This window comes from Eisenbergiella tayi, assembly GCF_001881565.1.
Taxonomy (GTDB): domain Bacteria; phylum Bacillota; class Clostridia; order Lachnospirales; family Lachnospiraceae; genus Eisenbergiella; species Eisenbergiella tayi.
Window position 1 is genome coordinate 1,255,234 of sequence record NZ_MPDJ01000001.1, and the last position, 26,707, is coordinate 1,281,940.

22 protein-coding genes, 2 tRNA genes and 1 other annotated feature are annotated in these 26,707 nt (G+C 48.4%); of the genes, 1 reads left to right on the forward strand and 23 read right to left on the reverse strand.

Annotated elements, in window-relative coordinates; genetic code table 11:
- Positions 1–41 precede the first annotated feature (41 nt).
- The 15 genes from BLA28_RS05185 to BLA28_RS05255 form a co-directional block, all read right to left on the reverse strand.
- On the reverse strand, positions 42–902 hold the full coding sequence (locus BLA28_RS05185) for a carbohydrate ABC transporter permease (RefSeq protein WP_069156621.1): 861 nt from the start codon (positions 900–902) through the stop codon (positions 42–44).
- The gene (locus BLA28_RS05190; RefSeq protein ID WP_069156225.1) at positions 902–1,840 is read right to left on the reverse strand and encodes an ABC transporter permease; all 939 of its coding nucleotides are present in this window, start codon (positions 1,838–1,840) and stop codon (positions 902–904) included. Before BLA28_RS05190 ends, BLA28_RS05185 begins: the two co-directional genes overlap by 1 nt.
- Positions 1,841–2,267: 427 nt before the next feature.
- Positions 2,268–2,351 (reverse strand) — tRNA-Leu (locus BLA28_RS05195).
- A gap of 47 nt (positions 2,352–2,398) precedes the next feature.
- Positions 2,399–2,480: transfer RNA gene (locus BLA28_RS05200), tRNA-Tyr, on the reverse strand.
- Between the two features lie 57 nt (positions 2,481–2,537).
- Positions 2,538–4,706, reverse strand: a complete 2,169-nt coding sequence (locus tag BLA28_RS05205; RefSeq protein WP_242880561.1) for an alpha-glycosidase — start codon at positions 4,704–4,706, stop codon at positions 2,538–2,540.
- A 308-nt stretch (positions 4,707–5,014) separates the two neighbouring features.
- Positions 5,015–6,865, reverse strand: a complete 1,851-nt coding sequence (gene ftsH, locus BLA28_RS05210) for an ATP-dependent zinc metalloprotease FtsH (protein WP_044970160.1) — start codon at positions 6,863–6,865, stop codon at positions 5,015–5,017.
- Positions 6,866–6,962: 97 nt separating this feature from the next.
- A complete protein-coding gene (gene hpt, locus BLA28_RS05215) occupies positions 6,963–7,490 on the reverse strand; it encodes a hypoxanthine phosphoribosyltransferase (RefSeq protein ID WP_009255975.1) in 528 nt (175 codons plus the stop codon).
- Positions 7,483–9,036: a tRNA lysidine(34) synthetase TilS gene (gene tilS, locus BLA28_RS05220; RefSeq protein ID WP_069156326.1), complete on the reverse strand. Its 1,554-nt coding sequence runs from the start codon at positions 9,034–9,036 to the stop codon at positions 7,483–7,485. Before tilS ends, hpt begins: the two co-directional genes overlap by 8 nt.
- Before the next feature lie 94 nt (positions 9,037–9,130).
- The gene (locus tag BLA28_RS05225; protein WP_044970156.1) at positions 9,131–10,342 is read right to left on the reverse strand and encodes a SpoIIE family protein phosphatase; all 1,212 of its coding nucleotides are present in this window, start codon (positions 10,340–10,342) and stop codon (positions 9,131–9,133) included.
- Between the two features lie 303 nt (positions 10,343–10,645).
- Entirely contained in the window at positions 10,646–10,954 is a 309-nt protein-coding gene (locus tag BLA28_RS05230; RefSeq protein WP_009255979.1) for a septum formation initiator family protein, read from the reverse strand.
- Between the two features lie 32 nt (positions 10,955–10,986).
- Positions 10,987–11,595, reverse strand: a complete 609-nt coding sequence (gene yabQ / locus BLA28_RS05235; RefSeq protein WP_081329866.1) for a spore cortex biosynthesis protein YabQ — start codon at positions 11,593–11,595, stop codon at positions 10,987–10,989.
- Positions 11,552–11,842 carry a sporulation protein YabP gene (gene yabP / locus BLA28_RS05240; RefSeq protein WP_009255981.1) on the reverse strand — a complete coding sequence of 97 codons (291 nt, stop codon included), beginning with the start codon at positions 11,840–11,842 and terminating at the stop codon, positions 11,552–11,554. The genes yabQ and yabP overlap by 44 nt, the downstream gene beginning before the upstream one ends.
- Positions 11,843–11,905: 63 nt before the next feature.
- Complete coding sequence (locus BLA28_RS05245; protein WP_141702876.1) at positions 11,906–12,922, reverse strand: phosphotransferase enzyme family protein; 1,017 nt, start codon at positions 12,920–12,922, stop codon at positions 11,906–11,908.
- A gap of 203 nt (positions 12,923–13,125) precedes the next feature.
- A complete protein-coding gene (locus BLA28_RS05250) occupies positions 13,126–13,365 on the reverse strand; it encodes an RNA-binding S4 domain-containing protein (protein WP_009255983.1) in 240 nt (79 codons plus the stop codon).
- A gap of 637 nt (positions 13,366–14,002) precedes the next feature.
- Positions 14,003–14,278, reverse strand: a complete 276-nt coding sequence (locus BLA28_RS05255) for an HU family DNA-binding protein (protein ID WP_009255984.1) — start codon at positions 14,276–14,278, stop codon at positions 14,003–14,005.
- 472 nt (positions 14,279–14,750) lie between these two features.
- On the opposite strand from BLA28_RS05255, the gene BLA28_RS05265 reads away from it, so the two are divergent.
- Positions 14,751–15,383 carry a helix-turn-helix domain-containing protein gene (locus BLA28_RS05265; protein WP_069156328.1) on the forward strand — a complete coding sequence of 211 codons (633 nt, stop codon included), beginning with the start codon at positions 14,751–14,753 and terminating at the stop codon, positions 15,381–15,383.
- A gap of 169 nt (positions 15,384–15,552) precedes the next feature.
- On the opposite strand, the gene BLA28_RS05270 is transcribed toward BLA28_RS05265, so the two are convergent.
- The 8 genes from BLA28_RS05270 to BLA28_RS05310 form a co-directional block, all read right to left on the reverse strand.
- A complete protein-coding gene (locus tag BLA28_RS05270) occupies positions 15,553–16,536 on the reverse strand; it encodes a CotS family spore coat protein (protein WP_069156636.1) in 984 nt (327 codons plus the stop codon).
- A 191-nt stretch (positions 16,537–16,727) separates the two neighbouring features.
- On the reverse strand, positions 16,728–18,056 hold the full coding sequence (locus BLA28_RS05275) for a CCA tRNA nucleotidyltransferase (protein ID WP_069156329.1): 1,329 nt from the start codon (positions 18,054–18,056) through the stop codon (positions 16,728–16,730).
- Between the two features lie 150 nt (positions 18,057–18,206).
- Positions 18,207–20,576 (reverse strand): valine--tRNA ligase, encoded by a 2,370-nt coding sequence (locus BLA28_RS05280; protein WP_069156637.1) that lies wholly within the window; start codon positions 20,574–20,576, stop codon positions 18,207–18,209.
- Between the two features lie 148 nt (positions 20,577–20,724).
- Positions 20,725–21,012: a binding site (T-box leader), on the reverse strand.
- Between the two features lie 56 nt (positions 21,013–21,068).
- On the reverse strand, positions 21,069–22,079 hold the full coding sequence (locus BLA28_RS05290) for a hypothetical protein (protein ID WP_069156330.1): 1,011 nt from the start codon (positions 22,077–22,079) through the stop codon (positions 21,069–21,071).
- On the reverse strand, positions 22,076–22,429 hold the full coding sequence (locus BLA28_RS05295) for a PadR family transcriptional regulator (protein ID WP_009255992.1): 354 nt from the start codon (positions 22,427–22,429) through the stop codon (positions 22,076–22,078). The genes BLA28_RS05290 and BLA28_RS05295 overlap by 4 nt, the downstream gene beginning before the upstream one ends.
- 144 nt (positions 22,430–22,573) lie before the next feature.
- Positions 22,574–24,187, reverse strand: a complete 1,614-nt coding sequence (locus BLA28_RS05300) for a DUF5597 domain-containing protein (RefSeq protein WP_069156331.1) — start codon at positions 24,185–24,187, stop codon at positions 22,574–22,576.
- Between the two features lie 81 nt (positions 24,188–24,268).
- On the reverse strand, positions 24,269–26,215 hold the full coding sequence (locus BLA28_RS05305) for a M56 family metallopeptidase (RefSeq protein WP_069156332.1): 1,947 nt from the start codon (positions 26,213–26,215) through the stop codon (positions 24,269–24,271).
- On the reverse strand, positions 26,212–26,601 hold the full coding sequence (locus BLA28_RS05310) for a BlaI/MecI/CopY family transcriptional regulator (RefSeq protein WP_009255995.1): 390 nt from the start codon (positions 26,599–26,601) through the stop codon (positions 26,212–26,214). The genes BLA28_RS05305 and BLA28_RS05310 overlap by 4 nt, the downstream gene beginning before the upstream one ends.
- Between the last annotated feature and the right edge of the window lie 106 nt (positions 26,602–26,707).

A 26,707-nucleotide genomic window follows, 5' to 3' on the forward strand; every position in this document is an offset into this window, starting at 1 on the left:
AGAGGGAGCCTGAACAGTTACGTTTTTTGCTATTTATTCACTCATCCCTTGACAGAACCGACCAGCATACCTTTTACAAAGTATTTCTGAAGGAATGGATAAACCATAATAATTGGAAGCGATGTGATGATAATCAAAGCCATCTTGGCATTTTCCGTAATCATAGTACCGTTGGCAGAATCAATTGCCGCAGCATTGGCCATAAGCACCAGTTCCCTTAATATTACCTGGAGTGTCCAGTATTTGGAATCGTTCAGGAAAATGGTTGCCCAGAAAAAAGAATTCCAGTAGCTGACAGCATAAAACAGGGTAACGGTGGCCATAACGGATTTTGCCAGGGGGAGATAAACCTTCAGCATAATCCCCAGCTGCCCCGCTCCGTCAATTTCAGCCGCCTCTTCCAGCTCGATGGGAATTGTCATCAGGAAATTCCTCATAATGATAAGGTTGTAGGTACTGATACAGCCGGGTATGATCAGCGACCATATGGTGTCAGTCATTCCCAGCTTGTTAACCAGAAGATAAAAGGGAATCATTCCTCCTTCAAACAGCATGGTAAAGACCAGGAACAGGGTAAGAAGGCTCCTGTACGGCAGATATTTCTTGGACAGGACATAGGCCCCCATAAAGGTAAGCACCATGCTTAAAAAGGTTCCCGTCAGAGTAACAAAAATGGAATTGAAGAAAGACTGTACGACCCTTTTGTTGCTGAGCATGGTAACATAGGCATCCAGATTAATCTGATCCGGAAGAAGCAGCATCTTTCCGCTGTAAATATAATTTGTGGAAGAAACCGATCCTATGATAATATACCAGAACGGATACAGCATAAGCAGAGTAACCAAAGCCAGCAAGACAGTATTAACAATCGTGAAAGCACTTATTTTCCTTTTCTTCCTCACTACCATATTCCCCCGTCTTCCGATATCCTTTTGGATGCCCAGTTGGCACCCAGCACCATGACAAATCCTATCAATGATTTAAACAGCCCGATCGCCGTTCCCAGCGAATAATTATTTACTGAGCTCATTCCCACACGGTATACATAATATTCAATCGTTTCACCCACACTGAGGACGGAATCATTCAGCATGGCAAATGTCTGGTCAAAATTCAGGCTCAGAATCGCCCCGACTCTCATGATAAGCATGACCGATATTACCGACGATATTCCCGGCAGGGTAATGTATCTTAGACAGTTCCAGCGGTTTGCCCCGTCGATGGCCGCCGCCTCGTATAATTCTTCATCCACTCCCGTAATAGCCGCCAGATAAACGATCGAGCCCCATCCGACCTCTTTCCATACACTGGACAGCACTACCATCCACCGGTACCATACCGAGCTTCCCATAAAGTTAATGCCTGCTCCTCCGGCCGCCTTTATCACGGCATTCACAGGGCCTTTGCTGACAGAGAAGAACATATAAAACAATCCGCCTGCCACCGCCCAGGAAATAAAATGAGGAAGATAGGTAATCGACTGTACCACGCGTTTTCCCATTTTATTTTTCACTTCATTAATACTCAGCGCCAGAATAATCGGCGCCGGGAACACAATACAGATGTCCATCACGCTGAGAATTATATTATTTTTTAATACGGATAAAAAGGCAGAGGATTTGAACAGCCGTTCAAAATTGGCCATTCCAACAAAAGGGCTGCCCCCGATTCCTTTCATCGGACTGAAGGATTTAAAAGCGATTATAATTCCGCCCATGGGAATGTATTTAAAAATGATATACCATATTGCCACCGGCAGAAAAATCAAATAAAGAGTTATGTATTTTTTTAAATGCTTCTTCTTTTTCATCACTGCTCCGGTACCCGCTGATTTAGCCATATCCATGTCCCTTCCGACTTTTTTTGCTGTTTATCTTATCTATTTTTAATTATAGACAATAACAGGGCCGCTTCAATCCACACGGTTTTATATAAAGTATCCTGTTTTTATATTTAAACAGGTTTTTTTATGTATATTTTTTCTCATTCAAAAGATGTTGTTAGCTGTTTTTACTTTTTTTCACCGTTAATTAGCCTATATTATTTTAAAAAATGTATATACACAGGCAAAATTATACTTACTGTGCCATAGATGTATCAGAACAAAAAACGGCCTTCAGGATCGCCCCTGAAAGCCGTTGTAAAAAATAATTATATTACTTTCAATGATAACTGGAAAATGAAAAGAAATATCCCGACAAAAGCCGAAAATAAAAAAGAACCCTACCCGTCAGAAACCAGGTAAAGAGTCCTCTTCAAAAGACTGATGCCGGCAACCGGACTTGAACCGGTACGAGATTGCTCCCGAGGGATTTTAAGTCCCTTGCGTCTGCCAATTCCGCCATGCCGGCAGACCATCCGCAGTCTATACAAAGCATTTCTGTGAGCCTGCGGATAATGGATGGAGGTGGATTCGAACCACCGAAGCAATTTGCAGCAGATTTACAGTCTGTCCCCTTTGGCCACTCGGGAATCCATCCATTTTCTATTGCCGGAGACGGAAATCCGTCTCCAACAATATACATTTAACCATAACTTTATTGGAATTGCAAGAAATTTTTTCCGTTCGTTTTCTCATTCGTTTTCAAGTCTTCCTGCTTCCTGACCGGTTTATTCTTATGCTGCAGGATAACCCCTGATGAGGGGGGCATAGTCACGGTTATTTTTCCTGCCGTTACCTGATACGTCACATGCTCCGTATCATATCCTTCCCTTCCTGTAATGATAAGCCTTGTCATTTCCGACTGTTTGGGTATCCCCAGTTCCCAGACGGATAATTCCTTCGTCATTTCGTGCCCATTGTTGTTAATCAGTATCACGGAATGGTTATCTTTGGTAAAACGGGCATAACCAATCATATTATCGGCGGTGAGCATCCATTTGATGGAGCCGGTCTTAAATTCCTTATTTTCCTTATGCACACGGATGATTGCCTTATGAAAGGCGATCATCTCCTTATCTTCCCTGCCCCAGGGATAAGTACGACGGTTATCCGGATCGGTAAAGCCGCACAGTCCGGCTTCATCCCCGTAATATATCGTGGGCGCGCCTGGCCAGGTCATCTGTATTAATACCGCTTCCCTCATAACAGCCTTGTCAACGCCTTCATTGGCGGCGCCCGGCCCCAAGGTATTCATACGTCCCACCTTCTTGTTGGTACGGGTCAGGAAACGGGAATGATCATGGTTAGAAAGCTCATTCATGGCAACCTGAAGGGAAGGTGTGGCAAAACAGGCAGTATGATAGCCCATGGCTGACCAGAAGCTTTCTCCGTTGCCCAGCAAATCCGGGCGGTAATCATCACTGTGCTTCTGCATTCCCGTAAGGAACCAGGTCACCGGCTCCATAAATGCATCATAATTCATCACCGTATCCCACTGATCCCCCTGAAGCCAGGAGGAAGGATCCCCATAGTGCTCCGCGAGAATAATGGCATTGGGATTGGCGTTTTTAACACTTCTGCGGAAATCTCTCCAGAACCGATGGTTAAAATCCGGGGAATGCCCCAAATCCGCGGCTACATCCAGTCTCCAGCCGTCGGCATTAAAAGGCGGTGAAACCCATTTAGCCGCAATTTTCATGATATATTCATACAGCTGCCTGGAACCCTCATAATTCAGCTTGGGAAGGGTATCATGCCCCCACCAGCCGTCATAAGTGGGGTTATAAGGAAACCTGTTCTCATCATGGAACATAAAATAGTCATGATACGGACTGTCCTTTTCGATAAAGGCGCCCTTGGCATAGCCTTCCTTGCCTTCGTATATCCGTTCCCGATCCAGCCACTTGTTAAAAGAGCCGCAGTGATTGAACACACCGTCAATAATAACGCGCATCCCTCTTCTGTGGGCTTCCTCAACCACATCAATAAACATCTGGTTGCTGGCCTCCAGGTTCACCCTGTTGGTCACACGGTTGATATAACGGCCGGCAAAACGGTTTTCATGCTGCCAGTCCGGAAGAAGATCGCCTTCCTCATATACTATCTTTCCCACATGGGGATCGATATAGTCATAATCCTGTATATCATATTTATGGTTAGACGGAGATACGAACAGAGGATTGAAGTAGATCACGTCTATCCCCAGATCCTGCAGGTAATCCATCTTATCCAATACTCCCTGCAGATCTCCCCCGTAAAAATCCCTCACGTCCATTTGGGAAGGATACCGGTACCAGTCATCAACCTTTTTCGATTTGTCACCGATATAATGGTATTCTCCTGTAAGTACATCGTTGGCGGGATCTCCGTTATAAAAACGATCCACATATATCTGATACATGACTGCGCCTTTGGCCCAGGCCGGTGTGGAAAAGCCGGGTATAATACAGAAATAATAATGCTCTTCCGTCTGCTTTACCACGCCTCTTGTATCATAATAGCATTTTACTTTTCCTAACTGTGCTTCAAAATAATAAGTGATTTTTTCATTATCCAGCAGCTGCCGGTATTCGTAATAGTCAAAAAGAGAATCCGACGACACTTTAAACATCAGATTCTTCTGTCCCTGGCAGACAAAAAACACCCGGTCCAGATTGTTCTTTTTTGCCCTGAAGGTAATTGTCACTTCACTGTATGGTGCCGGTTCTGCCGGTGATATAAAATTTCCAGTCGTATCACTGAACAGAGCTCTTTTGCTGAGGACCGGCCGCATACTGCTTATATACTGATGCTGTTCGCCCCGCAAAAACCGTTCAAAATTCATAATCCAAACACCCTTGCTCTCATGCATTTCCCGGTATATAACCTAAATGCCTACTATTAGAGATTTTCCTTCTCCATTGTAACGTAAACCCCGCCTACATTCAAGCTTTTACCACAGTAAAAAAGACAGCTTTTTACGGCTGTCCTTTTTAGAGAAGGTATTTCTTATGGGGTATAGCAAAAAACTATATAATGTATTGGGGGGGGTTACGAGTATTATAATAGCAAACCCAACCCAATTTGTACATACCCAGAATTCACAAATATCACAAATTCACTATATCATTTTTGGTACTTTTTCACAATTGACTATTCAGCAACGGTATCGAAGAAGGGTTTCTCCTTCTGGAACAGGGCTTCAAACTCTTCTCTGGTGATTTTTTCCTTCTGAAGAAGAAGCTGTGCGGACTTATGGAGCACCTCCATATTTTCCAGGATGATATCCTTCGCGCGGCTGTAGCACCTGTCTATGATTTCCTTAACCTCTTTATCAATTTCCCCGCTGATCAGCTCACTGTGGGATTTGGCATGGGCCAGATCCCTTCCGATGAACACTTCATCGTCATCGTCGTCATAGCATACAACGCCGATATTGTCCGACATACCGAAGCGGGTAACCATTTTCCTGGCAAGCTTGGTAGCCTTCTTGATATCGCTGGAGGCCCCTGTGGTAATGTCATCAAAAATAAGCTGCTCGGCGATACGGCCTCCCAGGGAAACCATGATTTCCTCTTCCAGCCGTCCTCTTGTCATAAACATATCATCCCGTTCGGGAAGGGGCATCGTATAGCCTGCCGCGCCGATGCCGGTAGGTATAATGGATACCGTGTAAACCGGTCCCACATCAGGCAGCACATGGAAGAGAATGGCATGGCCTGATTCATGGTATGCGGTAATTTTCTTTTCTTCATCGGAAATGATGCGGCTTCTTTTCTCCGAACCGATTCCCACTTTGATAAACGCTCTCTGGATATCTTCCTGGGCTACAAAAACCCGATCCGCTTCGGCAGCCAGAATTGCCGCCTCATTCAAAAGATTCTCCAGATCCGCCCCTGTGAAGCCTGCGGTAGTCTGGGCAACCTGCTTTAAGTTCACGTTTTCGGCCAGAGGCTTATTCCTGGCATGAAGCTTCAGGATATCCTCCCTGCCGCCCACATCAGGAGTCCCCACGCTGATCTTACGGTCAAAACGCCCCGGGCGGAGAATCGCCGGATCCAGGATATCCACACGGTTGGTCGCTGCCATAACGATGATGCCTTCATTCACGCCGAAGCCGTCCATTTCCACAAGCAGCTGATTCAGGGTCTGCTCCCTTTCATCATGGCCGCCGCCCATGCCGGTGCCTCTGCGCCTTGCCACAGCGTCAATTTCATCGATAAATACAATACAGGGTGAGTTCTTCTTGGCTTCCTCGAACAGGTCACGGACCCTGGAAGCGCCCACACCAACAAACATCTCCACAAAATCAGAGCCTGAAATACTGAAAAAAGGAACATTCGCTTCGCCGGCAATCGCCTTGGCAAGAAGCGTCTTACCTGTTCCGGGAGGGCCCTCCAGAAGAACTCCCTTGGGAATCCTCGCGCCTACCTTGGTGAATTTGGAAGGCTCACGCAGGAAATCCACGATTTCCTGAAGCTCCTCTTTCTCCTCCTTCAGCCCGGCTACCTCTTTGAGAGTAATTTTGTTCTCACTGCCCACGCTCATTCTGGCCCTGCTCTTGCCAAAATTCATCATTTTGTTGCTTCCTGCCCCCGCTCCTGCATTTTGGGCATTCATCATCATGAAGAAAAATACCATGATAACAACGCCTACTATCAATACGGGCAGCATGGAATTCATAAACCAGCTTTCTTTGGGCACATCACGCACGATAGGATCAATGCCGCTGTCCTCAAAAAGCTGTATAGCCTCTTCCACATTCGTCACATAGACGGTCCGGCTATCCCCGCCTTTAAGCATAACAGTAACGGAACCGGTAGGGGTTTCCTTGTTCTGGCTGATAACGGCGCTGCTCACATTGCCCTCCGCCAGATCCTTTTCCAGTGCTCCTCTGGTATAATTATCCTGCATCTGGTTCATGGAACTGGACCAGACCATCAGCAGAAGAGCTCCAAGCAGCAATATAAAGATCAGATTAAAGCCCCTGACATTTTTTCCCAATTTCTTTCCTCCTTTTTCAGAAGATCCCTGCAGCCTCAGAACATGCTTATCTTCTTTTTTTTCAAACGAAGAAGCTGCTCACGCAGCTTCTTATCGATTAATCATCAAATTCCACCACACCAATGTACGGAAGATTTCTGTATCTCTGGTCATAATCGAGCCCGTAGCCTACTACAAACTCATCGGGAATCCGGAAGCCGGTATAATTCACATTTACTTCAACCACTCTTCTTTCCGGTTTATCCAGAAGCGTACACAGCGCCAGGCTCTTAGGCCCTCTGTCACGCATCATTTCCATCAGATAGCTCAGGGTTCTGCCGGAATCCACGATGTCCTCAACAATGATGACATCCTTATCCTTCAGAGGTTCATCCAAATCCTTTACGATCTTTACGATACCGCTGGATTTGGTGGAGCTTCCATAGCTGGATACAGACATGAAATCCAAAGAAACCGGAACGGTAATCCTTTTGGCAAGCTCACACATAAAAAAGCTTCCGCCCTTCAGCACGCATACCAGATGAACCTGTCTTCCGGCATAATCCTTGCTGATCTGATCCCCTATTTCCTGGATTCTGGCATCCACCTCTTCCTCTGATAATAAAACTCTGACTCTCTCAGCCATTTTCTTTTCCTCCTCTTATGTGTATACGGAGTATCCTTTTTGTATCTTCCGTTACTTTCACTGCACTGCTGATGCGGTAGCCCAATACCCAGAGGACATGGCTGCCGTCCGCGAGCAGAAGCAGATTTTCTCTATTTTTAACCGGTATCTTTTCCTGAATCAGGTAGTCCTTCAGACGTTTCTTCTGAAGCCTGTCGTTGATGGCAAGATAGTCCCCCGGCTGTCTGGTCCGAAGTACCAGAGATTCTATTCTATCATAATCCAACCATTTCGTACATGTTTTTTGTGGAATAATCTGAGAATTTTCCCTGAAAAACACCGAAAATTCCAGGATCCCCGCATCCCCTGCATCGATTTGCAGCGCGGGCGCTTCCTGTTCTGTCTCCGTAATACGTTCTTCCAGCAGTTTCCTGTCTATTATCCGGCAAAAGGCAGGAGCCGTCTCCGAACCCTTCTCCGGCGCCTTCTCCTTTTCCTGCAGGATTACCTCTCCGAAGCCACGCAGCGCCTCTATTCCATAAGGCAGCATGAGCTTTCTTCCTCCCTGCTTATGAAAAAGAGCCTCCACATCACGGATATGGCTCATCCCTATATCCTTCCCGCCTCCGGAAAGCTCCTTCAGCACCTGCTTCAGCATATGTGTGCGCAGAAGCTCTTCCTCCCGCAGAAATGCATCCACCTCAATCCGGATTTCAGGATGTTCCTTACGGACTCCCTCCGTCCCGCAGTCTGCCTTCCGCTCACAGCCGCCGGCCGCACCCCGGCTGCTGCAGCGATTAAGCGCCTCCTGCGCCATACGGTTCACATAATCTGCTGTCTGCATGAGCAGCTCCGCCTCCTGCGCCAGATGAACGTCCGCTTCCCCGCAGATTTCTTCCCTGGCAAAAGGAAGGATATGACGGCGGATTTTATTTCTGGTATAAGTATCCGTATCATTACTTTTATCTATACACCAGCTTATCTTTTTTTCCAGAAGCCAGCTTTCGATCTCATCTCTGCCCACGCACAGAAGAGGACGGATAATATGATCCCTCACCGGCCGGATGGATGCCATACCATCCAGCCCGGTACCGCGGAACATGTGAAAAAGAAGGGTTTCCGCCCTGTCGTTGCGGTTATGCGCCACAGCGATTCTGTCCGCGCCGAAATCCTCCGCCGCTTCCGCAAAAGCGCGGTAACGCGCCTGACGCCCCGCCTCCTCCACAGAAAGCTTCTTCTGCTGCGCTTCCCGTTCCACATCTGTTTCCGTGAGATAAAAGGCAATGCCCAGCTTCCTGCAGCATTCTTCCACATAAGCGGCATCCTCTCCCGCTTCCTCCCTGATCAGGTGATTCACATGGACAGCTGCCAGCTTCCATTCATAGCGGTCCGAAAGCAGGGCAAGCACATGGAGCAGGCAGACAGAATCCGCCCCTCCGGACACTCCCGTCACAATCCTGCTTCCTTTTTCCGCCATATGATGTTCTTCCATATAACTGCGTATTTTTTCTACCATTTTCTTACTAGCCTTCGGTTCTTTGTTCCCGCAGCCTTCCCGTCCGTGCATCTGCGCTCCTGCGGCGGCAGCCGCACGGACGGGAAGGCTGCGGGAATGAATCTTCAGTTTCCTTTGTATACTATATCCAAAATACGGAAAAAAATCAATCTTCCCTGGTTCTTTCCCATATTCCGGCCGTTAAAACCGTCATGTCATCCCGGATCCGGCCCTGACACTGTTCAATCGCATATTTCATGATGGAATTGGCAAGCTCTCCGGGTGATACCGCGCCGATACGGCCTATCATGCTTTCCAGTTTGGATTCTCCGTCGCCGTCCGGCCAGCCCTCCGTCATGCCGTCGGAAAGCATGATTATGTAATCCCCATCCATCAGCTGGCATTCCGCCGGCTTCGCCTGTGCATACCCGAAAGCTCCCAGGGGGAAGGTCCCTCCATCGATTTTTTCCACAATGCTGCCCCTTTTAATAAAGCTTACTGCTGCCCCCGTTTTCATAAACCGGCAGCTGCCCTCGCACAGATCCACACTGCACAAATCCAGAGTCGGCATATTTTCTTCTCTTCCTTCACTGGCAACCGCGCTGTTTACCAGCTGCACGGCCATTTCCAGCGGCAGCCCGGCCTCCAGCATGGCCTCCGTCATATCCGCCACGGCCTCGCTGTCCCTGCATGCATTTTCCCCGGATCCCATACCATCGGACAGCACCATGGTGAAATTTCCGTCATCCGCTTCGAAAAAGGCAAAATTATCGCCGGATACCTCCTCTGTTTCTTTTACCGCCATGGCTGTCCCCGTCATATAACAATAAAAAGGCTCCTCCTCGAAGAAAAAACACAGGGGCGTCTGTCCGATAAAGAACGGATTCCTCTTTGCGGATACCAGTCGCATATCCAGAAGCACGGAAAGATAATCCGCCGCATCCTCCACCGTTCGGGACGCCCTTCCCTTTGTTGAAAGCAGCACGGAAAGCTCCATGCGCCCGTCGCCCTTCTGTACCAGGTACACATCCTTTGCCAGCAGCCCCTCGCTTAAGAGGCCCTTGGCGATCTGCTTCTGTCTCCTGCTTCCCAGGCTGATAAACCGCACGGATTCTTCCGCCACCTGGTTCATCATTTCCGCCATTTCCTTCAGGTTCCCCGCAAACAGCTGACGTCCTTCCGTGAGCTTCTTCCTCATCAGATAAACCGCTCTGGCCTGCCGTGCGCCGGCCTCTTCTTCCGCATCCATGCCTTCCCCTTCTTCCCCGAAAATCTGTGCCAGGTTCTGAAAGGTATCCGCACATACTTTGATTTTACGCCTGCCATATTCCAAAAGATAAACGGACTGCGCCGTATCCGCAGTGTCCTTGTTTTTCATCTGCCATCCCGCCTTTCCTCATAATAGAGCCTCATTTTTCACTCAATTATAACGGACTGACTTTGCAGGATTTGTCAAAGCGTAGAGGGATGTCCTCCTTTTTTTTCCGGTTATTTTTTTCTTTTCTCACAAGAGCTTTTCTTTTCAGCGTTTTTTACTGTCAGCTTTTGCGGTTGTGCGTCGGGCGGGGTCGTTTCTTATGTTTATTGTTTATGCAGACTTCTGTTTTCCGGAAAAAAGTCCCCTGATACAAAAAGACAGCGAAAGCAGGCCGAAGCCCCTTCCGCTGTCTCATTCCACAGTTTAATCTTTCGGTTTATATATAATTTCCCCTTCTTTGACCAATCCAAGCTTATCCTTGGCAACCTCTTCCACATACTTTTTGGTCTGGGTATATTTTCTATATTCTTCTATTTCTTGTGTCCGGGCGTTTTCCGCATCTATCTGCTCCTGCAGAGCCTTTTCCTTTGCGGCGTAGGTTTCCTGCTTCTGCTTTAACTCCACGCTCTTGAAGGAAACCACGACAAGAAGCATCAATACGACCGTCAGTACCAGGAACATTCCCAGGCGGTTCTGTCTCTTCTTGCGGAAAACCACTTTTCTTTTTACCATATTTAATTAACACCTCTTTGAAAAGCCGTCCTTCAGCCACAGTCGCCTGCGTCCCTCTGCCTCATTTTTTTCTTATCCTGTCTTTTCTCCCGTCGTTTACATAAATTCATTCTAATCGCTTTTTTCCATGCAGTCAACCTGTATTTTACCTGTCTGCGGCGTATTCTGGCCTCCCTTGCCGCCCTGCGCGCTCCCCTTCCTGCCAGCACCGTCAGCTTGTGCCAGACAAAGCGCACAGGAGCCGTCAGTTTCCACAGGAATTTCCCAAGCAGCGCCAAAAGCCTGTTCACCGCTCCGGAAACCAGATTCACAAAAGGCGCGCTCAGCGTCTTCTTATAAAGGAACATTCCCACCCCTGCCCCTATCACGGAAAACCAACGGAACATCCCGCTGTTTTCATAATAAAGCATATAAAAAATACCTGCCGTTGCCAGTATCCAGAAGGCCAGATCCTCCAGCGAAAGCAGGAACCATCCATGGGGAATGATTCGTCTTACAATACGAAACAGGTCATAAATAAAAGTAATAATCACTCCCAGGAGGAAGGAGTGCAGTATAAAAACTCCTTCTCCTGCAATTACCGGGCTCACGGCGCACCTACTTGAAAAGCCTGGTGAAAAGAGATTCCCCTTTTCCGCCATAGCCGGTATTCTCCGAATATGTAAGACTGTCTATTTTTCCATCCACATCCACCTCGCCCTTATCGAGCATAAGGCGGCTCACATGCAGATCATTTCCTTTTATCATGAGCATCCCCTGTTCAGTCTCCAGGAGAACCTCTGCCACATCAAAGGAAAGCACGTCACACACACCGCTGATATTGCAGATTCCTCTGTCTGTCAGGACCACTTTATGACGTCTGTCTCTGGTTGTATTCAAATCTTCCATAGCTGGGGCCTCCTCACGTGTTCTTATAGAATATATGTGAGAAGGCCCCTTTTTATGACTGCTTTACTCCGCTGCAGGACATGTTTCCGAAAATCCCTCTTCCAGCCTCTCTATTTTTCCGTTCAGCTTCCCGCGAAGTTCTACCAGCCACTGCGGCTCCTCCTCCGTCACCGAACTGATGCACCGGATAAGCCCCGCATAAGAACGTAAGTCCACAAATCTGCGCATGAGAGGAAGAAGCTCCCTCGTTTCCTCCGGATAAGCATACTCGCAGGCATATCCTTCCTGAAAATCCCTCCAGGCCTTTTCCAGCTGCTCCCCTTCCAGCTCCTCCGCAAGAGAATCCCGCACCTGCTCAAGATCCAACCCGTACCAGCAATAAATTCCGTCATCAAAATCAATGACGCTGCATTCCTTTTTCCCTTCATCCCAGAAAACATTATCCGGCTCAAAATCATAATGCACCAGCCCATAATTTTCCGTCGTCACCGCCAGCCTGCCAAGCTCACGCTCCACCGCCGCCAGCTCTGTAAAAGCCTCCCTGCAGCCTCCGTATTCTTCTAAAGTCCGCCTTATCCATTCCAGGATCTCCTTATGCTCCCGTTTCCTCACAACAGGAACATACCCCGAAGAAAGAGCATGCAGCCTCCCCAAAGCCCTTCCATAAGCATACATCACCTCCCGGCCGTATCCGGCCTCAGAGATCTCCACACCATCCACCTTCTCAAAAACACACGCAAAATACCTTCCAAACCCGGTATCGGCCACTACCATATCCTCTCCGGACAGCGAGCATACCGGTCTCAATGCCGGATACCCTTCCTTCAGCAGATAACGGATAAATTCCAACTCTCCCCTGACATCCGTTTCCGCCTTCTCCCCCACAGGAGCCAGCCGCAGGAAACAGACCCTGCCCTCCCTTGTAAAAGGATAAACCGCATTGGAGGATATACGGAAATACCCCAGCATCTCCTCCAGGTTATCCTCATCATGCTCCCATAAAGCCAGCGCCTCCCTGGCCAACTCATAATTTTCAAACAAATATTCAAGCTTCAGCATTCTATAATCCTTTCTTAACATAAAAAAAACAGCACTCCCGGAAAACAGAAGCGCCGTAAATTTACCACTCAAATATAAAAGGATGAATGCTGTCAGAATTATCCCCTCATGCGAGCCGTACGTCTTTGCTTTCCGAAATTCCCATTATCCATTTTCCTCATAATACGACTCACCTGCCTTTCTGTAATCATAGTAAGCGAAACTCCCCCAAAAGTCAAGACATCCTACAGATACCGGAACAATTCCTTAGCCTCTTCCTTCCTCACCGTTTCCTGCACATCCAGCACTTCCACCTTCACATCCTTATTCCCGAACTGAATCGTAATAATATCCCCTTCCTTCACATTGGAAGAAGCCTTAGCCGGCTTATCATTAATCAAAACACGCCCCGCGTCACAAGCCTCATTAGCCACCGTACGCCTCTTAATCAGCCGTGATACCTTCAAATACTTATCCAATCTCATAATTTTCCTCCTCCGATTTTTTGTTCCTTCAAAATATATTTTATATTTTTTGCTGTTCCAACCTTATCAATCACATTTTCCCCAATCCCATCACACAAGAAAAACCCAAACCTTCCATTCCAACTATAATCCGGCACTCTCGGGCATCATCCGGCACTCTCCGGCATTATCCGGCATCATCCGGCACTTTCAGGATACCGTTTCCCTGATTATACTATGATATACACATTCATACAATTCCTTCTTAATTCTCCCCATAACCTTCCGCAAGCCTGATCCAGTCCCTTCCGAGAGCATCTGTCAAGGATGATACCCAGGGTGTTCCAGGCGATGCCGGGTTCCGCTGCCGGACAGAGATCTCTGCAAGGGCCTTCTAAAAACGCCGGTACTAGGATTGCGTCCTCTGCAATCCTAGTACCGCTGCGTTTTTAGCAGAGCAAAAGCGAGTGCAAGCACTCACTTGCGTGCCCACGCAGAGACTCTGTCTGGCAGCGGAACCCGGCATTGCCTGGAACATCCTGGGTACCATCCTTGACAGATGCTCTCGGAAGGGACGTGGCCCCCCACAACAAAATGGCTGCCAATTTGTGTTTTGGCAGCCACTGATACTTGTCCATTATAAATGTATAAATCCCAATTATGCGTTAAGCATATCCTTTAAAGCTTTTCCTGCTTTAAATTTAGGAGCCTTAGAAGCAGCAATCTTCATAACTTCACCGCTCTGAGGATTTCTTCCCTCTCTGGCTGCTCTTTCAGATACTTCGAAGGTACCGAAGCCTACCAGCTGTACCTTTCCGCCTTTTTTCAGTTCATCTGCTACTACATCAGTAAAAGCTTTCAGAGCTTTCTCTGCATCCTTCTTGGAAATTTCAGCTGCGTCAGCCATAGCTGCTACTAATTCTGTTTTGTTCATTATGAACTCCTCCTGTTATCACTGTAAATTATTTCTGTATGCAAAAGAGTTTAATCTCTCAGACACTATATTATATATATACGTTTATCCCTTCTTTGTCAAGTATTTCCCTTGAAAAACCTGGGTTTTAAGGATAAATTTAACCCTTTATTAATAAAGAAGCTGTCAGAAAAAGATACATCTTCGATTCGTCGGTATTTATGCGGAAAAATGCGGCATTTCTGCTCAACAGACTTTTAAACCGGCCGGATGATAAAAGCCTGCCGGTTCCGCAGTCCGGCTGATAAAAATAGCTTACAATCAGCAAGTATTCCGCACGAGCTGTCCTTTTATTCTGAATAACCACAAATAATATATTGTTCCAAATAACAAAGAGGAGTGTGGACAGTTGCATCGGGAACAACTAATGCGCCATTGAATAAAAATATCCTCATGGTATGATTTTATCAGAATAAATCATTAGGAGGGCAATATGTTACATTTACCGGAAAATCTGAAAAAATACCGACTGCTGAAAAACCTGACACAAGAGGATGTTGCTGAATATTTAGGAATCACAGCACAAAGCGTTTCAAAATGGGAACGAGGTGAATCCTACCCTGATATCACCTTCCTGCCGGCCTTGGCAAATATATTTGAAACGAGTGTCGATTTACTTATTGGCATGGATACGATACGGGCAGAAGAAACGCGCTACAATATCCATAAAAAAGCTGTGGCATATCAGCGATGCGGCGATTACAATTCAGCCGAGCAGACATACAGGGATGCCTTATTAATATATCCGAATAAACCCGGTATGATTCTCGGCCTGGCCAGTACATTGGCCCTAAAAGGAAATACCAACGAAGCTATTGAACTTATGGAAAGAGGGCTGCCCCTGTCCAGCAATGAGAAGCAAAAAGCAACTATGCGTGCAGCATTATGCTTCTTATACTTAAAAGCAGGAAGAGAAGACAGCGCAAACAGGCTTGCATCAGAGCTTCCGCACACAAGAGAAAGCAGAGAAGTGATCCAGCCGCTTATTCAGCAGGGATTAAGTGATATGGAAATTGACGAAAATATAAAAACAATAATCCTGGGGGACGGGAAAGGAATATGGTAACAGGGTTACGGCAGGGTTATCTCTGCCCGGAGCATACGGTAAATCCTGTCATCTTTGCAAATACCCGGAACGGAGAAACAGCGCTGCATATTCCGGCACGCAGCGCTGTTTCTCATAACCCCTTAAATATCCTCTTTTTATTCCCCGTTTATGTACGTCCTTCCCATTCTCATTTCAGGACATTATTCATAAAATTCTTCTTCTCGGCCTCCTGCTTCAGAAGGTTTTCCAGCTTTTCCCTGTTTCTTCCGGGTATCCAGGCCTTTCCGTTATTATAATAAAAGTTAACGATCTTCCAGAACTTTTCAGGATAGGCAAACCGGTAATACAGCTGCATGCGATCCTCATCGGTAAGGCTTCTTTCCGTTTCATAGGCTGTAAAAATATTCAGGCCAAGGCTGACCGACCAGCTGTTTTTCTCCAGAAGCTTCCTGAGAAACAGATACAAATCCCGGACAGGGTTATCCAGCATGTATTTTTCAAAATTGATTACGGAAAAATTGCCCTGGGTAAATAAAAGGTTATGGTACTGGAAATCGCCATGGCAGAAATTACCCTTTTCCCTGATCTTTTCCTCATCAAAGTCGGCCGTATATTCCTGAAGCTCCTCTGCCGCAGACAGAGCCATTTCATAAAAAAAGTCGTAGTGGTGCAGCAGATAGATTTCAAATTCCGTTTTCTGGCTTTTTTCCCGCAGATAACGGCGCACCTTCTTCAGTTCTCTGTTATGCTTTACATATTCATTTTCCATGCAGAAAGCGGGCACATCATAATCCCGGGCAATTCCGGGCTGACACATGGCCTTGTGCAGCCTTCCCAGCGTCCTGGCCGCACTCTGGCACTCCCTCACATCCTTAAGATTACACTCCCTGCCTTCAAAATAGGTCTTCACAATATAAGGAACCCGATCCTGGTCATAGGAAATTAATTCGCCTTCTTTATTCCTTTTCAGCTGCTCCACCCGGGAAAAGCCGTTTTCCATCACAGCCTCCAGCAGCTTTTCCTGTATTTCCAGCCGTGCGGCGGGACCTGTATATTCCTTCAGGATTAACCAGCCCTCCTGGGTTTCCCCCAGCAGCGCCCCTCTTCCTTTTAATATCCGGAGAATCTCTATTTCATAATTTTCAAAAACGCTTGCCGCTCTGTCATTCACTGATAATACCTCCCTCTCATACCTGGCACCTTCCGCCAGGCATATGCTGCCGGGCCTACGCTGCGGGACATACGCTGTGTGACAGCATTCGTCCGGCATCTGCCGCCGGATACCGATTAAAAAACTGCTGTCCGGACAGCGGTAATTTTCTGCCGCTAGGTATTACCTATCATATGAGAGGGAAGCTCAACTTATGTTTCTTTCGGAAGGTTTGAGAGCAAATATTCTTTGGAATTACGTGAAGGGTCCTCAAGGACAAGCTGAAGGAGGTTCTGAAGGGTTTGTCCCAGCTGCGGTCCCGGTTTCATCCCCGCCGCGATCAGGTCACGGCCGGTCACGGCCAGGTCCTTAAGGGACAGGCAGTCCCCTTCTTCCTGAATCTGTTCATAGATGTCATGAAGGCTGCGCAGCCATTCCTCCTTCTGCGGGCGCTGGTAATCACTTTGTGCCGCCAAATCCGCCTGCTTTACCTCAAGCAGCAGGGGGAACAGCTCTTTTCCCACCTTGGATGCCGCCCGGCGCACAGCCCTTTTTTCCGGCAGGATTTCCATATCATGCCAGTAAACCAGTTCCCGCACCCGATCAATGGTATCGTTGTCGTACCGGAGCCTTTTCAGTATCTCTTCCGCCATTTTGCTGCTCACGGCCCCATGTCCATGGAAATGATCCGTACCGTTTTCATCGGCAGAGGCGCAGTCCGGCTTGCCGAAATCATGGAAAAGCATGGCCAGGCGCAGTATTTTATCCGGCCTGACCGCCTGCATGGCCCGCAGGGTATGTTCTCCCACATTCAGGCAGTGATGAGGATTCTTCTGGGGCGTACACATGAGCCGGTCAAATTCCGGAAGGAAAACTGCAGTGATGCCGGTTTCCCATGCGCTTCTCAGGTATTCGGGATGAGGGCTTGTCACAAGCTTGGTCAGCTCCGTCTGGATTCGCTCCGCGCTCACCTTCCGAAGATTTTCCGCATGTCCCCGGATCGCAGCCTTTGTTTTTTCTTCCATGGAAAAACCAAGCTGGGCGGAAAACCGCACGGCCCGCATGATCCGCAGGGCGTCTTCGGTAAACCGCTCATCGGCGTCTCCCACACAGCGGATAATTCCTTCTTCCAAATCCTTTTTTCCGGAAAAGGCATCCACCAGCCCGCTTTCCTCGTTGTAAGCCATGGCATTTATGGTGAAATCCCGTCTTTTTAAATCTTCAATGAGATTGGCGGTAAATATCACTTCTTTAGGATGACGGCCGTCCTCATATTCGCCGTCCACCCGGTATGTGGTCACTTCATAGCCGTTTTTTTTCAGCATGACAGTCACGGTGCCGTGCTGGATTCCCGTATCTATGGTGCGGCGGAACAGCGCTTTCGTTTCCTCCGGCCTGGCTGAGGTGGTAATATCCCAGTCGTCCGGCGTTCTCGAAAGCAGAGAATCACGCACACAGCCTCCCACCGCATAGGCTTCATGTCCTGCATCCTGCAAGGTGTGTATAATAAAACGGACGTCCTCCGGAAGCTGTATTATCATGTTCTTCGTTCCTCCTCTTTCAAAATTTTTTTAAGACCTGAGTGTATTATATATAATATACCGCTTCTTTCGCAACTTAAAAATCGGTCCGGTGCCGCCGGGCGGGCTGAACCATAGGACCGGCGGCACCGGGGCCGTGTATTGTAACCACTAGTTCCTGAAAATTATTTTTTCCGCACTGGTACAGGCCATGATATCCTTCCCGGACTTTTTATAATATTTCATCAGCTTTCCGGGACTGGTGATGACTAATTGAGGAATGGGTTCCTTCATGGATTCCTGTCTTTCGGTTTTTTCCTTTCTGACACCGGCAATTACCTCCTTTAAATGGCTTCCGAATGCCAGAAGCTGGCTGTCCGGCTTTTCCGCCGTCCAGAGAAGGCAGTGCAGAGAAACTTCTTTCTCGAATTCTCTGAAATAGGATCGGTAAATATAATCCGTAATATAGGGGACATAGATGGCATACAGCTTCAGAATCCCAAGCAGTGTGTGGTAAAGGGCATACTGGGCACCCGCCCGTTCTCCGGCCCCGTGCTTTTCCGGCTGGTAAAGCCTTTCCTTTACAATCTCGATATAATAATCACAGAAATCCTCCCAGAACAGTTCGTCTATTATTTTTCTGGCCTGCCCCGTCTCATATTCCTCCAGAAGCGCCTCCGCATCCGTCACCGTTTCCTTCACCCGTTCCAGAATCCACAGATCCACCGGAAGCAGCACCGGTTCCGTACCTTCTCCGGGCCGGTAATCCTCCAGATGCATTAAGGCAAAGCGAGATGCGTTGTACAGCTTATTCAGGAACCGTTTGGAGGGCCTTAAATCCTCTTCACTGAAAAAAGTATCTGTCCCGAGCTTCGCTCCGGCAGCCCAATACCGGATGGCGTCCGCGGAATGGGTTTCAATCAGCTCCATGGGGGACAGGCCGCCGTTGCTTTTGGACTTGCTTATTTTTTCTCCCGGTTTGGCAAGGACGAAGCCGCTGATCATGATATCCTTCCAGGGAATGTTTCCGGTATGGTAAAGGCTTCGTACTATGGTATAAAAAGCCCAGGTGCGGATGATTTCGTGCGCCTGATGCCGCATGCCCATAGGAAGGATTTCCCCGCTTCTGTCATCCGCTTCTTTGTATCTGGCATTAATCAAAGGCGAAACCGATGAGGTCGCCCAGGTATCAAAAACGGCGGTTTCCGGAATAAATTCCCGGCAGCCGCAGCGGCAGGCCTTTCCCGGCCCTTCCTCCGCGGGATTTACCGGCAGCCGGTCTTCCTCTGCAAATACAGGCTCCTTACAGCTTTTACAATACCAGACAGGGAACGGTACCCCGAAATAACGCTGCCGGGAAATACACCAGTCCCATTTCAGATTTTCCACCCAGCTGATATACCGGCTCTTCATATGGGCGGGGTGCCACCGTATTTCATCCGCAGCTTCCAGGAACCGTTCCTTTTCCGACAGCACATCAATATACCACTGGCTGGACGGGATGATTTCCACATCGGTCCCGCACCTTTCATGTACGGCTACCATATGGGTCATCTCTTCCCTGCGTACCAGGGCTCCGTCTTTTTCCAGTTCCTGCAGTATGGCATCTCTGGCCTGCCTGATCTTCATTCCGCCAATCAAAGGCACCTCCCGATCTATGGTGCCGTCCGGGCATATTACCCTCTTATAAGGAAGACCATGCTTTTCGCACCAGGCGGTATCCGCCGTATCCCCATAAGTAGCGCACATAACCGCTCCCGTCCCTTTATCCATGCTGGCCTGCTCATCCGTCAGAACAGGAATTTCAAAACCATAGAGGGGAACACGGGCCTTTTTCCCCTCCAGATGCCGGTACCTCTCATCCTCCGGGTTTACAAAAACACATACGCAGCCATACAGCAGCTCCGGCCTGGTGGTGGCTATCAGCAGCGTTTCCCCTTCCGCCTCAAATGCCAGATAATTAAAAACCGATTCCTGCTCTTTCATTTCCAGCTCCGCCTGGGCGATGGAGGTCCGGCACTGGGTACACCATAATACCGGCGATTCTTTCCTGTAGGCCCTTTTCTGCTTTACCAGCTCCAGAAAAGCCCTCTGGGATATCCGGCGGGTATCGTCGGATACCGTCTGATACTGCAGGGACCAGTCAACGCTTAATCCCAGACGCTGCCACATACTCTTGAAATCCGCTTCATATGCCGCTATCGTTTCCATACACTTTTCCCGGAACAGGCTTCCGGGCATATCCGCCGCCCGGATACCGCTGTCCTTCTCCACAAGGCGTTCCGTAGGAAGCCCGTTGTCATCAAAACCGAAGGGGTAGAATACGTCATATCCCCTCATCCTCTTATAACGGGCGATCATTTCCGCCTGGGTATATGAAAATACGTGCCCGATATGAAGCTTTCCGCTTACCGTCGGGGGCGGCGTATCAATAGAAAAGACCTTTCTGTCCCGCCCGTTTTGGTATCGGTATATCCCTTCCTCTTCCCACAAATCCTGCAGTTCCTTTTCCGTCTTTCTGAAATCATACTTTTTATCCATTCCGGATACCTCCATTTTACGGCACAGCCGTTGTTTTGTTTTACAAACCAGATAGGAAGCGTAGCGGCGGCGTACCTTACGGACAGCTTTCCACAAGAAGGCAATCATATACCTTGTTTCCGCACAAAAAAACGCCCTAAGCAAATATGCTTAGGGCGAACTATAGTCCGTGGTACCACCTAAATTCAGAAGAGACTTCTGCACTTTGTACAATACGGGAAAACCGTTCCGGCTTCCGATATCGCTTTCCCTGATAACGGTGGAAATCTCCGTTGGAGTCTACTTGGAATCCTGCCCGGCGTATCACTGCCTGCCCGATCCCGTTCAATCCAAAGCTCAAAGGCTACTTCCATGTTCCCTTCACGAAGATTTTCACCAGCCATCTTCTCTCTGTTCATCCGGAAGAACATGTACTCCTCCTCATCAACGCTTTTGTCTGAGTCTGTTATCGTTATTATAAGCATGGAATATGAGGAAGTCAATATCCATTTTTTATCTGTCGTATTTCAGTGCCTTATATAAATTAGTTCCGAAGTCAAGCACAAAGATGAGTGCCATAACCAAAAGGAATACTCCCGGGAAGCCTGTTATCACCTTCGCAATAAACATATCCTTTCCCTGGAACAGGCTGTCAATTGCCGGAATGATATCAGCATTCACCAGTCCCGGCGTGTTCAGGAAAAAGAAGAAGCAGATAAAGCTCAATAAATCGGCAATGCCCGTAACCACGGCCAGACGTCTGGTATACCTGCCTTCAAAATAACCGAACAGATCCCTGCCTACTCCAAAAATCACCATACCTATCAGCAGGAACCATACGCTCCTGACTGTCTGCGCATTCAGAATCGGGATGCTCACCTTCTGTCCTCCCTGATTTACAATGACACAGAGGATCTGAGGCACTATCAAAAAAACAATGAGAAATGCGACGGAAAGACATACCCCTGCGATCGTTTCCCCTTTTCCAATCCTTTCCTGCTTTACAGGCACCGGAGGAAGATTCTCCCAGCTTCCGTTAATATCCTCCAGGCTGATTCCCTTTCTCTGGAAAAAAGCGAAAATCAGTGTCACAAAACCAAAGGCGAATACCAGTCCCATAATAATACTTCCCATCCATCCGGCCAAATCCGCAAGATATTCATAAAAAATTTTAGTTTTCTGCCAGTTATCCATAACCATGGTAATTCCTCCGGCCAGCAGCATTCCTCCTGTCACCGCAAGGAAAACTATCCGCAGCACATACTTATAGGCGCTGAAGTAAGGGGGGCCGATAAGGCATTTATCCTTATCCGGACTGTAATGGTTCGCCATTTCGGAAGGGGATCCCAGTTCCGCCAGCACAACGCGCAGATCCTTTTCCTCAGCAGGCCGATCCTGACAGCGCTCCTCCAGCATATCTTCAATCAGGGTATCCAGCTCCGCGCTGATATCCTCCCGCATCTTATGGGGAAGCAGCCTGGACACCGCATATACATATCGTTCCTTTAATTCCTGTACGCTCATTTTATACCTTCCTCTCCCTTTCCTTCCAAAAGCTGTTCCATGCTTGCCGCCGTCTTATGCCATTGTTTCTTCAGCTTTTCATAAACTTCCTTACCCTCCGGGGTAATGCAGTAATATTTCCGGGGCTTGCTTTCCTCCGTATTCCATTCACTGATTAAAAGTCCTTGCCCCTCCAGCCTTCGGAGAAGCGGATAAAGAGTGTTCGTTTCCACCGGCATTCCGTATTCCGTCAGAGTCGTCACCAGGCTGTAGCCATATTTCGGCTCATCCAGCTGGCTTAAAACACTCAGTACAATGGTTCCCCGGCGCAGTTCCATCAGCAGACCGGCCAGCACGTCTTCTTTTCCCATATCTCATCCTCTTGTCTTTTGCTTGCACTATATTGTTTATTACATTATAGTGTGTATCACACACTATGTCAATACATTAAATTATTTTCCTATTTCACAAAAAAAGAACCACGTTTCTCCCGTGGTTCCCTCTCATAAGTCCCTTTATTTATCCTCCACATCCATCCCCGTATCAGGATTCAGCCGGATGCGAAGCAGCTGTCCGTCCAGCACATACTGGGAAAAATTAGTTTCGTCCCCGTTCCGCATCAGCTCGGTCACCCAGGTTTCCCCGTCAAAATGCCCTTCTTCCACAGATAGGAAATTCAGCTGTCCCGACTGTCTTGAGGAAAGATGGCTGAAGCAGTCTTCATCCCCGGGCGCAGGCCTTTTGTAAAAATCCAGAGCCACACCGGCGCCTCCCAGATAGAATTCACAGGGTCCGGTCTGGACCAGCAGGGCGCGCCCTCTCACCTGTGCTTTTTTCCTGCCTTCTTCCGAGCCGGTATCCGTGGTATATCCGAAATACATTTTCTCATGTCTCAGATATTTAGCCACCACATGATATTCCGGCAGCTTCAGGTAATGGCTTGTTTCGAATTCCTCTTCCGCAAACGCATGAACCCTTCCTGTATTCCGGTAACGGATCAGAAGAGGTGTCATGGAAGAGAGAATTCTCATGGTCAGAGCCATATCCCGGCAGTCCTCCATAAGCTTCCCTTCCTCATCCAGGGCGCTTTCGGCCCCGAAGGCACAGATGCCCACAGCGCCGTAATCTGCCGCCGCCAGAAGTGCGTTCATGGCATTGGCTTCTCCCCGGACAGGGGATTCCGGAATAAACAGCGGATTATCCTCTCTCGCATAGGCCTCACAGATCCTGACATACTCCCTGCGGTTCTGATTATAAATATCAGGCCCCAACAGATCCAGATCCGGCGCTCCGGCCTTCCAGATATCCAGGACCCTGCCCACCGCCGCTCCGGCATTATAGCATAAGCCGGGCTCTTCATAGGACTGTTCCCCAACCATGACATTGGTTATCATGGGGATCCGGTAAATCCCTTTTCCCGCTTCCGCGATTTCGTTTATATACAAAGCATGGTGCCATGCGCTGAAGGCTTCGTGAGAATGCCTTCCGAACTGTTTTTTCCATGGGGATACCGCGCTGTCTGCCGGAATGCTTTCTTTCCCGCTGTCCGGCAGTTCCACATCCTTCAGAGCCTCCGGCACAGGTTTTTCATAATCCCTGTCCGCCAAACAGGAATAATCCCTGTCCGTATTGGCATACCCCATCTCATTTTCAATCTGAACGGCGAGGACTGTCCTTTCCTCTCCGTCATATGCTTTCAGAAATTCCATGAATTTCACAAAAGCCTTTTTATCCCGTTCCAGAGTCGCCCTGCAGTGCACGGACAGGGACGGAACCGGCGCCTTATCCGGCCCCAGAGCCAGCCTGTAGGTCTGCGGCTGCAGCTTGATATATTCCGGTACGTAATTCGGATGTCCGTTTTTACTGGTCCCGAACCAAAGAAGAATCAGATGAAGACCTGCGCTTCTTGCCTCATCGACAATTCCCTTTACCAGCTCCATATCATACCGATCCTGTTTCGGTTCCACGCAGCACCAGTAAACGGGAGCCTCCAGACAGTTTCCCCCATATGCTTTCACCGCCTGTATGGCTTTCTTTATCATATTGCTTCCTGTAGATGAATTATGAACCTGCAGGCCGATGGGCATAAACGGCTTGCCGGCGGCATCCTGAAAGAATGTATTTTCCATTTCCCTCTCCTTTTTATGTTCCAGTTTTCAGATGCCTTTATTATAGATCCGGCGGACATTCATGAACAGGTGTAAAAAAACTCATCCCTCCTCTTTGTTTTTCAGGATATAATAATACATCTCCTGATTGTCCTTCTTCGCCCGATCCTCAAGCTGCTTTCTGTGAGCCTCCGTCAATTCGTCGCATATAATGGAAAACATGGTTACATTGTCCTCTTCGTAAGCCCTCACTGCAAAAGCCATCCTGTCGTCTTCCGACATGGAGTCCGTCGTAAGAGAAAAATGTGCCGCATCATCCTCCTCATATGCCCGTTCTCCCAATTTTTTTGCTGTCCGGGGAGATACCTCATCAATCACAGACGCATACAGCAGCAAGCTGTCTTCATCATCATATGTCTTTTCCGCCAGTTCATCGGCTGTCTGGGTATACGGCCCTTCCACATAAAATACCACCGGCTGCTTCATTTTGTTTTTTTCGTTCCAGAAGCCTGACAGGCCGCCTTTTTCTTCTCTCTGCTTCTGCACCAGAATACAGAGTTTCAGGGCTTCCATAAAATTCTCGTCTCCGGCAAGGGAATCCGTCCCATCCAGAAAAGCGATCTGCCAGTCTCTTTCTCCTGCCGTTATATTCCTCACCGTCCGGTAATTTTCCGGGTCACTATTCCATGCAAGCTGAATGAGGTATCCATTCTTAAAAAAACAGCTGCAGGCAAATTGTCCCTGCCATGCATTATTGTAGTTCGAATCCTCTCCCCAGAAGGGGACTGTCTCCCCTCCGCGTGTCACGGTATTTTTCGCCGGCTGCTTTCCTGCCACATCCATACCGGCTGCATTTCCTCCGGCCGCTGTCTTTCCTCCGTTTATCCCGGCGGCTCCCTCCGCCCTTGCGGAAAAGCCTCCGCAGACAAACCCTGTAACAAGCAGAAGCCCTGCCAGCATCACGGCTGCCGCCCTTCTTTTTCCCGCTGCTTTCTTATCATATTTCATAATCGCCGTTAACCTCTCCTTCATCAATTCCGTCTTTTCCCCCAGACCCGCACAGGCCTCCTGCCTTACAGGGGCGCGCAGAGCCTGCAGGGACGCTATAAGGGTATCTCCGTAAGCAATCCGGCCTGCCGCAGGGAGTCCGGCAATCACCTGCTCATCACAGGATAATTCACAGTCCTCACTGATTTTTGAGGCCGCCATCAGCAGCAGGGGGTTGAACCAGTGGATACAGACCACGGCCTGTACAAGCCATTTATAATATAAATCCAGCCTCTTCAGATGGATCAGCTCGTGGCGGAGTACATATTCCATCCGCAGCGCCCTTTGCTCCTCAGTCAGCTTTGTTTCCCATTCCCTGCACAATTCCCCGGGAAGGACCAGAAAAGGATGGAGGAATCCGGTCAGAATCGGAGAAGATATTCCCGGACATTGATACAGGACTGCCTCCTTCTTCCATCCCCATTCTCTGCATAATACGGTGCATACATGTAAAATTACGGGATCCTCCGGCAGAGTCCGGTGCTCTTTCAGTTTTTTCATAAAACGGCGGTAGCGGTAAATACGAAGCGCCAGCAATCCTAAGGCAGGAAGAAGCCACACCAGCCAGATCATAGCGGACATCCGGGTAAATGACATTCTTTCCGCCGTCGCCGCCGCATATGCATCTGCTGTTCTGCGGACTGCCGCCCTTCCCGTGTTCTTTTCCACATCCATTTCCGGCACATCAGTCCCTGCAGTCCCGGAAGCTTCCCCTGTACCTTTTCCTCCTGCCGTTTCCATAACAGGAACACTGTCCTGTGTTCCCGTCTCCGCCGTCTGCTGCCGTCCGGCCGCCTGTCTGATCCGCTCGGCCGTATAACCTGCAATTCCGGGGATCGGGGAATAAGGTATCAGGAACCGAAGAAGGATTAAAAGCCATATGTAATAACAGCCCGTCCTGCTGATATGCCCGTTCAGCAGATACCTGAGCGCTAAAAATACCAACACCATCAAGGAACCGGAAAGGGATGCGGACAAAAGTCCCTGCATCATCGTGTTCATTGCATATCCTCCCTGCACTTTTCCCAGAATGACTGCAGCTGCTCGATCTCCTCCGTTTCCAGCTTCTCGGGGCCGATCAGCGACGCCAGCAGATCTTTTACGTTTCCGTCAAATACTTCCTCTACAAAATTCCTGGCCTGCCCGGAAAGATATTCCTCTTTGGTTATGGCCGCCCTGTATTCACAGTTTTTCCCCTGCCGTACGCCGAGAAGCAATCCCTTTTCCATAAGGCGGGTAAGGAAGGTCCTCACCGTCGTCCGTTTCCATTCACGGCCCGCTTCCGCCACGGCCTCCAGCAGCTCCGATATATAGATACGGCCTCCGTTATCCCAAATAATTTCCATTATCTCTTTTTCCGAGTCCGACATCAGCTGTATTGGTTCCATAATGACCTCCTTTTATTACATCTTGTAGTCATTTATAGTATTACACAGTGTAGTCATAATGTCAACGGGAAAAATACACATTCCGTAAATGCTGTTTTTCGTATCC

What these genes read in the sequence shown, in the direction of transcription:
- BLA28_RS05230 (WP_009255979.1), bottom strand. Translation starts at nt 10,954, where the DNA reads ATGGTAAAAAGAAAAGTGGTTTTCCGCAAGAAGAGACAGAACCGCCTG.
- tilS (WP_069156326.1), bottom strand. Translation starts at nt 9,036, where the DNA reads ATGCACGGACGGGAAGGCTGCGGGAACAAAGAACCGAAGGCTAGTAAG.
- BLA28_RS05305 (WP_069156332.1), bottom strand. Translation starts at nt 26,215, where the DNA reads ATGAACACGATGATGCAGGGACTTTTGTCCGCATCCCTTTCCGGTTCC.
- BLA28_RS05255 (WP_009255984.1), bottom strand. Translation starts at nt 14,278, where the DNA reads ATGAACAAAACAGAATTAGTAGCAGCTATGGCTGACGCAGCTGAAATT.
- yabP (WP_009255981.1), bottom strand. Translation starts at nt 11,842, where the DNA reads ATGGAAGATTTGAATACAACCAGAGACAGACGTCATAAAGTGGTCCTG.
- BLA28_RS05295 (WP_009255992.1), bottom strand. Translation starts at nt 22,429, where the DNA reads ATGGGAAAAGAAGACGTGCTGGCCGGTCTGCTGATGGAACTGCGCCGG.
- BLA28_RS05300 (WP_069156331.1), bottom strand. Translation starts at nt 24,187, where the DNA reads ATGGAAAATACATTCTTTCAGGATGCCGCCGGCAAGCCGTTTATGCCC.
- BLA28_RS05265 (WP_069156328.1), top strand. Translation starts at nt 14,751, where the DNA reads ATGTTACATTTACCGGAAAATCTGAAAAAATACCGACTGCTGAAAAAC.
- BLA28_RS05310 (WP_009255995.1), bottom strand. Translation starts at nt 26,601, where the DNA reads ATGGAACCAATACAGCTGATGTCGGACTCGGAAAAAGAGATAATGGAA.
- BLA28_RS05250 (WP_009255983.1), bottom strand. Translation starts at nt 13,365, where the DNA reads ATGAGATTGGATAAGTATTTGAAGGTATCACGGCTGATTAAGAGGCGT.
- BLA28_RS05190 (WP_069156225.1), bottom strand. Translation starts at nt 1,840, where the DNA reads ATGGCTAAATCAGCGGGTACCGGAGCAGTGATGAAAAAGAAGAAGCAT.
- BLA28_RS05290 (WP_069156330.1), bottom strand. Translation starts at nt 22,079, where the DNA reads ATGAGCGTACAGGAATTAAAGGAACGATATGTATATGCGGTGTCCAGG.
- BLA28_RS05205 (WP_242880561.1), bottom strand. Translation starts at nt 4,706, where the DNA reads ATGAATTTTGAACGGTTTTTGCGGGGCGAACAGCATCAGTATATAAGC.
- hpt (WP_009255975.1), bottom strand. Translation starts at nt 7,490, where the DNA reads ATGGCTGAGAGAGTCAGAGTTTTATTATCAGAGGAAGAGGTGGATGCC.
- BLA28_RS05225 (WP_044970156.1), bottom strand. Translation starts at nt 10,342, where the DNA reads ATGAAAAACAAGGACACTGCGGATACGGCGCAGTCCGTTTATCTTTTG.
- yabQ (WP_081329866.1), bottom strand. Translation starts at nt 11,595, where the DNA reads ATGGCGGAAAAGGGGAATCTCTTTTCACCAGGCTTTTCAAGTAGGTGC.
- BLA28_RS05275 (WP_069156329.1), bottom strand. Translation starts at nt 18,056, where the DNA reads ATGATAATACAGCTTCCGGAGGACGTCCGTTTTATTATACACACCTTG.
- BLA28_RS05245 (WP_141702876.1), bottom strand. Translation starts at nt 12,922, where the DNA reads ATGTTAAGAAAGGATTATAGAATGCTGAAGCTTGAATATTTGTTTGAA.
- BLA28_RS05280 (WP_069156637.1), bottom strand. Translation starts at nt 20,576, where the DNA reads ATGGATAAAAAGTATGATTTCAGAAAGACGGAAAAGGAACTGCAGGAT.